Below are 5,470 nucleotides of genomic sequence, written 5' to 3' on the forward strand. Positions count from 1 at the left end.
GTCGAACTTCTGCTCTTTGAATGGACGCCGCGCAGTTTCGTTCCGGTTGCGGTTGCGGCGATTGTCGCCGAAGTCGCGCGCACGCTGCTGCACATGCCGGCTCCGCTTTTTCCTTTCAATGGCGGCATGGACGTATCAGTGTCGGCTCTCGGCGCCTGGATACTGATCGGCGCGGCAGGTGGCTTGCTTTCGGGACTGCTGACGAAGCTGGTCTATACCGCCGAGGACCTGTTCTCGAAGCTTCCCATTCATTGGATGTGGTGGCCGGCAATCGGCGGTGTGGTGGTCGGAGCTGGCGGCTTGATCGATCCTCGGGCGTTGAGCGTCGGGTACGCCAGCATCCAGCAGCTACTCTCAGGAACGCTGGTTGAGGGAAGTGCCGCCAGCCTGCTGGCGGTCAAGGCAATCATCTGGTCCGTGGCGCTGGGCTCGGGTACATCCGGCGGCGTGCTTGCACCACTTCTCATCATCGGCGGTTCGATGGGTTCGGTTCTGACGGCCGTCATGCCGGCGGCCAGCCCGGGGTTCTGGCCTCTGCTGGCCATGACGGCAACGATGGGCGGCACGATGCGGGCGCCACTAACGGCCACATTCTTTGCCGTTGAACTCACTGGCGCGACGCACCTTCTGCTGCCGCTGATTGCCGCCTGTGTGACGGCCCACACGGTGACGGTGTTATTGTTGCGCCGTTCGATCCTGACCGAGAAACTGGCGCGTCGCGGCCATCATCTGGCGCGCGAATACCGTGTCGATCCGTTCGCTCTTACGCGCGTATCCGAGGTCATGACAAAAGACGTCGACACGGTTTCCGCTTCGATGACATTGCACGATGCCGTGACTTTTCTAACCAATCCGGCGACACGTCATCCGACATTTCCGGTTATTGACGAAGCCTCGCGCGTTCTCGGCATTGTCGATCCGCCGGCGGTCATGCTTTGGCGTCGCCTAGGCAAGCATCGCAAGACGACACTCGGCGAACTGCTGACGGGAAAAAAGATAACGGTCGCCTATCCGGACGAATATCTGGAAAGCCTGGCCGACAAGTTGATGACGGCGAACGTGTCTCATCTGCCGGTCATCGCGCGGGAGGACTCGCGCCTTGTCGGCTACGTCGGCTGGAAGGATTTGATGCGCGTGCGTCTCAAGCTTCAGTCCGAGGAGCAAACGCGCAAGGCGTTCTTCGGGTTCTTGGTTCGAAAAGGGACCTGAACGTTAGTCGTCAAATCGCAAGCTTTCGACCTCGTATTAGAAAGCAAGAAACGGGATGCGAAGCGCGGCCGGTTTGTGCTTTTCGGGTGTTGGAAACTGACCAGCAGCCGAGAGGACGACCAGGATGCGGAACCTTACGAGACTTCTTGTGTCGGCGTCTTTGAGTGTCGTTCCGTTGGCTTTGCATGCGGAAGACGCATCACTTTTGACTGCAGGGCGATACGAAGTCCGCAGCCGCCTCGAGCTTCCCTATGCCGAGAGTAACGGAGTGACCAAACTGAGTTCGATTTGCATCGTCGCCGGCGACGACGGCGCGCGCGGGCTCGTCGTGCTGAGCGAAAACAATCCATTGGCAAAATGTCCGGCATCGAACGCGCACCAGGACAACACAACGCTGACCTTCGACATCGTTTGCCCCGGAGGCAACGCCGCCACTGCCTCCGCCAAATATCAGCTCGGTCCGCAAAGCTTCGAGGGCCGGATTCAAATGAAAATGGGCGGCAAGAACATGACCATGACGGAGACGCAGAACGGTCGCCGGGTCGGAAGCTGCTCGATGTGACCGCGGGGAACGCCAAACTATTTTTGTTTGAAAGCAAGGATCAGGGTGCGGCCATAGCACGTCACACCTATTTTACGGGTCAAGATGATCGCTAAGGTGAGATCAATGATCCGCACGACGACCAAACCAAAAGAGAGGAGGGGCCTCGACTCCGATCGCTGCTGGGCGGCCGTCGCGGCGCGCGATAAGGCATCGGACGGCCAATTCTATTATTCGGTCGCGACAACCGGCGTCTATTGCCGGCCATCATGCGCGGCGCGACTCGCCAGCCGCAAGAACGTGGCGTTTCATAAATCCTGCAAAGACGCGGAGGCGGCAGGCTTCCGTCCGTGCAAGAGATGCAAACCCAACGAGCCGTCGCTCGCAGCACAGTACGCGCAAAAGGTGGCTGAGGCCTGCCGGTTGATTGAAGCGGCCGAGGAGGCGCCGACGCTCGACGAACTCGCCGCCGAAGTTGGCGTCAGCCCCTACCACTTTCATCGCGTCTTCAAGGCCATCACCGGAGTCACTCCGAAGGCCTACGCCGTCGCACATCGTCAGCAACGTGTGCGTACCAATCTGAAAACGAGCAATTCCGTGACCGAAGCCATCCACGAATCCGGTTTCAATTCCAGCGGGCGTTTTTACGCAAGCTCCGCGGCGGTTCTCGGCATGTCGCCGAGTGATTTTCGCAACGGCGGCGCCAATGCCGACATGCGGTTTGCTATCGGCGAATGTTCCCTTGGATCGATCCTGGTTGCCGTCAGCGACAAAGGCATTTCGGCAATTTTCCTCGGTGACGACCCGGATGACCTCGCGCGCACACTTCAGGATCGATTCCCGAAGGCCAATCTGATCGGTGGCGACCGTGCCTTTGAGGTGGTTGTTGCAAAGGTCATCGGTCTCATTGAAGAGCCAGCGACCAGCTTCGACCTTCCCCTTGATGTCAGAGGAACGGCGTTTCAGCACCGTGTCTGGCAAGCCTTGCGTGACATCCCGGCTGGCACGACGGCCACGTATTCGGAAATCGCCAAGCGCATCGGCATGCCGAAAGCTATGCGCGCCGTCGCAGCCGCTTGTGCCGCCAATAAGCTCGCGGTCGCCATTCCGTGCCATCGCGTCGTGCGCAACGACGGTGCGCTGTCGGGGTATCGCTGGGGCGTCGAGAGGAAGCGGGCACTGATCGCGCGGGAGACTAAAGGATGAGCCGCCCAGCCGCACTCGAAGTACCCGAGGCTAAGCATGCCGGAAGGACGCTTGCAGTCGATTGGACTGTGGCGGCGCAAGATCTCGATGCCAAAGGGTTCGCCGTCCTTCCGAAACTTCTGACACCGGCCGAGTGCAAAGATCTTTCGGGGTACTATTCGGATGACTCGCGGTTTCGCAGCCGCATCGACATGACACGGCACGGCTTCGGGCGCGGCGAGTACAAATACTTTTCCTACCCGCTTCCCGATCTCATTGCCGATTTGCGAACCGCTCTTTATCCGCCGCTGGCGGCAGTGGCCAACCGGTGGAACGCGGCAATGGGAATTGCGGTGCGCTATCCGGATGCGCATGCAGAATTTCTCGAACGCTGTCATCGCGCCGGGCAAGCTCGGCCGACGCCGTTGCTGCTGAAGTATGTCGCCGGCGACTACAACTGCATGCACCAGGACGTTTACGGCGAGCACGTTTTCCCGTTGCAGGTGGCCATACTGCTTGCGGAGCCCGGCCGAGATTTCTCCGGCGGCGAATTCGTGCTGACCGAGCAGCGTCCGCGGATGCAATCGCGCGCCTCCGTCGTGCCGCTAGGGCAGGGCGATGCCGTGGTTTTTGCCGTACACCATCGTCCAGTTCAGGGAACTCGCGGGACGTATCGCGTCAATCTTCGCCACGGGGTGAGCGAAATCCGCGCAGGGCTACGCCATACGCTCGGTGTCATTTTCCACGACGCCGCCTGATCACGGATTCCGGAAATTGTCTGGATGTCCGACGGGACTTACAGGCCGGGCAATCGACTAGCCGTCGAGCGTGATCGCGGGAGCCCGGCCGGGGCAGGCTTTCCGATTTCTCGCCTTTGATCTTCCTCAGTCATTTTCCCAGTACAGATACCCGTGCGCGATAGGCGCGGTAGTTTTTGCTGCGCTTCTGGTGGCCGGGAACGCTGATCTGCCAGCTGGACCATAGGCCGGGATCGCTCCCGGCCTTCGACATTGAGGTCGTCACTAAACTTACTTGTTCCAGGCGTCGTCCGTGGCCTTGAAGACGCGCGGCGGCACAGTCTTGCCAGACATCTTGGCCTTCGGATCGAACTTGCCCGTCCTGACGCCGTGGACGATGCCGGCACCAGCCGACGCGTCACCCATCGCCTTGCGTTCGTCGTCCGAGAACGACGCCGTGGCGGCGTACTCTTGAGCGTCGAGGAAGCAGCGCGTACCGGCGTAGGCACGCGACCTGCTGCCAACGGCCGCCATCGTGGCACTGAGCGAGACTTCGTCCATGCCGATGTTGGCAACGCTGGCGGCGCGGATGCCGATGCGGGTGCCCTGCTGGGCGGCATCCAGTCCGGCGCCGAGGAATACGATCAGCCAGCCTTTCGTTTGGCGATCCTCGATCAGTGCCTTGATGCTCTCGTGGCTGTGCTTGCGGCTCGAGTTCTCTTCGCCGTCGGTGACGATGACGAGGACGGCCTTGCTGTCAACGCCGGCTTTCCTATCAAGGCCATCGATGCCACGACCGATGGCATCCAGCAGGGGCGTCCCGCCGCGCGGCTCGAAATCCTCAGCCGTGATGTCTTTGACATCGGCCATCTTGCCGGTGCGGATGGTATCGATCGACGCGTCGTCGAAAATCATCAGCTCGAAGTCGGCGTCTTCGAGATCGTTTGAGGCGCGGGCCTCGAGCAAATACTTGTTGACGGACGAGATTGTCGCTTGGCGGCAGATCTCCATCGAGCCGGAACGGTCGAGCACCATCGTGATGCTCGTCTTGAGGACGGGTTCGGTCATAACTTTTTCCTTCATTTGTCCCAGGCGTCCTTGTCGCTTTTCAGCGCCCGGGTGATCGCGGCTAGTTTATTCTCGGAAACGCTGAGGCGCGTTCGGAGATCGGTCACGTAAGCGTCGACGGGGGCGCCAAGCAGCTGAGCCGGATCAAGGTTCATTTCTTCGCAGGCAACGAGAAACTGGCGCAGCGTCATCTCGGTGCCGCCACTCTCGATCCTCGAATACTGGCTGTTCGATAAGCCCATCGCGTCGGCGACGGTGGTTTGTGTCAAACGCGAAAGGCGGCGCGCATCGCTCAAGCGTTCGCGGATTTCGCTGAGGCGCTCGTCGATCGATTTTGGCTTCGGGTGTTTCGACACAGCTTGCATGTGATGCAAGCATGGCCTTGCGTCAAGCGCAGATCAATTGGCGGTCGTGGCCCCATTGCGGACCCCGCGAACGCTATCGGGATTTCGCCGAGTACGATAATGACGATTGGGATTAATGCGGTGCAGGCACTGGCGTAACGATGCGCGGGAGGACCGTGAACGAATTGCTCATTTGTGCACGATTTGACCGTTTGCATGTTCTCGCGACGTGTGTCAGAAGCACCAATGTTTCCGGGCCTTCGAAGCCCTTGCGGGTGTAGCTCAATGGTAGAGCAGCAGCCTTCCAAGCTGAATACGTGGGTTCGATTCCCATCACCCGCTCCATCACTTCTCTAGCGGAATGGATGCTCGATGAAGGTCGTCGT

At 60.1% G+C, this 5,470-nt stretch carries 6 protein-coding genes and 1 tRNA gene; 5 read left to right on the plus strand and 2 right to left on the minus strand.

Annotated features, from left to right (window positions below):
• The 4 genes from VN623_RS08935 to VN623_RS08950 all read left to right on the plus strand — a co-directional run.
• The coding region (locus tag VN623_RS08935; protein WP_325570226.1) for a chloride channel protein at positions 1-1,209 on the plus strand (1,209 nt) is incomplete at its 5' end.
• Positions 1,210-1,333: 124 nt separating this feature from the next.
• Entirely contained in the window at positions 1,334-1,771 is a 438-nt protein-coding gene (locus VN623_RS08940; protein ID WP_325570227.1) for a DUF3617 domain-containing protein, read from the plus strand.
• A gap of 105 nt (positions 1,772-1,876) precedes the next feature.
• Positions 1,877-2,956, plus strand: a complete 1,080-nt coding sequence (ada, locus tag VN623_RS08945; protein ID WP_325570229.1) for a bifunctional DNA-binding transcriptional regulator/O6-methylguanine-DNA methyltransferase Ada — start codon at positions 1,877-1,879, stop codon at positions 2,954-2,956.
• Positions 2,953-3,693 (plus strand): 2OG-Fe(II) oxygenase, encoded by a 741-nt coding sequence (locus VN623_RS08950; RefSeq protein WP_325570230.1) that lies wholly within the window; start codon positions 2,953-2,955, stop codon positions 3,691-3,693. Before ada ends, VN623_RS08950 begins: the two co-directional genes overlap by 4 nt.
• A 270-nt stretch (positions 3,694-3,963) precedes the next feature.
• Here VN623_RS08950 and VN623_RS08955 read toward each other — a convergent pair whose 3' ends face one another.
• Positions 3,964-4,740: a vWA domain-containing protein gene (locus VN623_RS08955; RefSeq protein ID WP_325570232.1), complete on the minus strand. Its 777-nt coding sequence runs from the start codon at positions 4,738-4,740 to the stop codon at positions 3,964-3,966.
• 11 nt (positions 4,741-4,751) lie between these two features.
• Positions 4,752-5,105 carry a helix-turn-helix transcriptional regulator gene (locus VN623_RS08960; protein WP_325570234.1) on the minus strand — a complete coding sequence of 118 codons (354 nt, stop codon included), beginning with the start codon at positions 5,103-5,105 and terminating at the stop codon, positions 4,752-4,754.
• 250 nt (positions 5,106-5,355) lie between these two features.
• Between VN623_RS08960 and VN623_RS08965 the strand changes: the two genes are divergently transcribed.
• Positions 5,356-5,429, plus strand: a tRNA-Gly gene (locus tag VN623_RS08965).
• Positions 5,430-5,470: the final 41 nt, after the last annotated feature.

Origin of the sequence: Hyphomicrobium sp., from assembly GCF_035572195.1 — a bacterium.
Lineage (GTDB): Bacteria > Pseudomonadota > Alphaproteobacteria > Rhizobiales > Hyphomicrobiaceae > Hyphomicrobium_B.

Excerpts from the sequence above, each read along its gene's own strand:
- VN623_RS08940 (WP_325570227.1), top strand. The coding sequence starts at position 1,334 with ATGCGGAACCTTACGAGACTTCTTGTGTCGGCGTCTTTGAGTGTCGTT.
- ada (WP_325570229.1), top strand. The coding sequence starts at position 1,877 with ATGATCCGCACGACGACCAAACCAAAAGAGAGGAGGGGCCTCGACTCC.
- VN623_RS08950 (WP_325570230.1), top strand. The coding sequence starts at position 2,953 with ATGAGCCGCCCAGCCGCACTCGAAGTACCCGAGGCTAAGCATGCCGGA.
- VN623_RS08955 (WP_325570232.1), bottom strand. The coding sequence starts at position 4,740 with ATGACCGAACCCGTCCTCAAGACGAGCATCACGATGGTGCTCGACCGT.
- VN623_RS08960 (WP_325570234.1), bottom strand. The coding sequence starts at position 5,105 with ATGCAAGCTGTGTCGAAACACCCGAAGCCAAAATCGATCGACGAGCGC.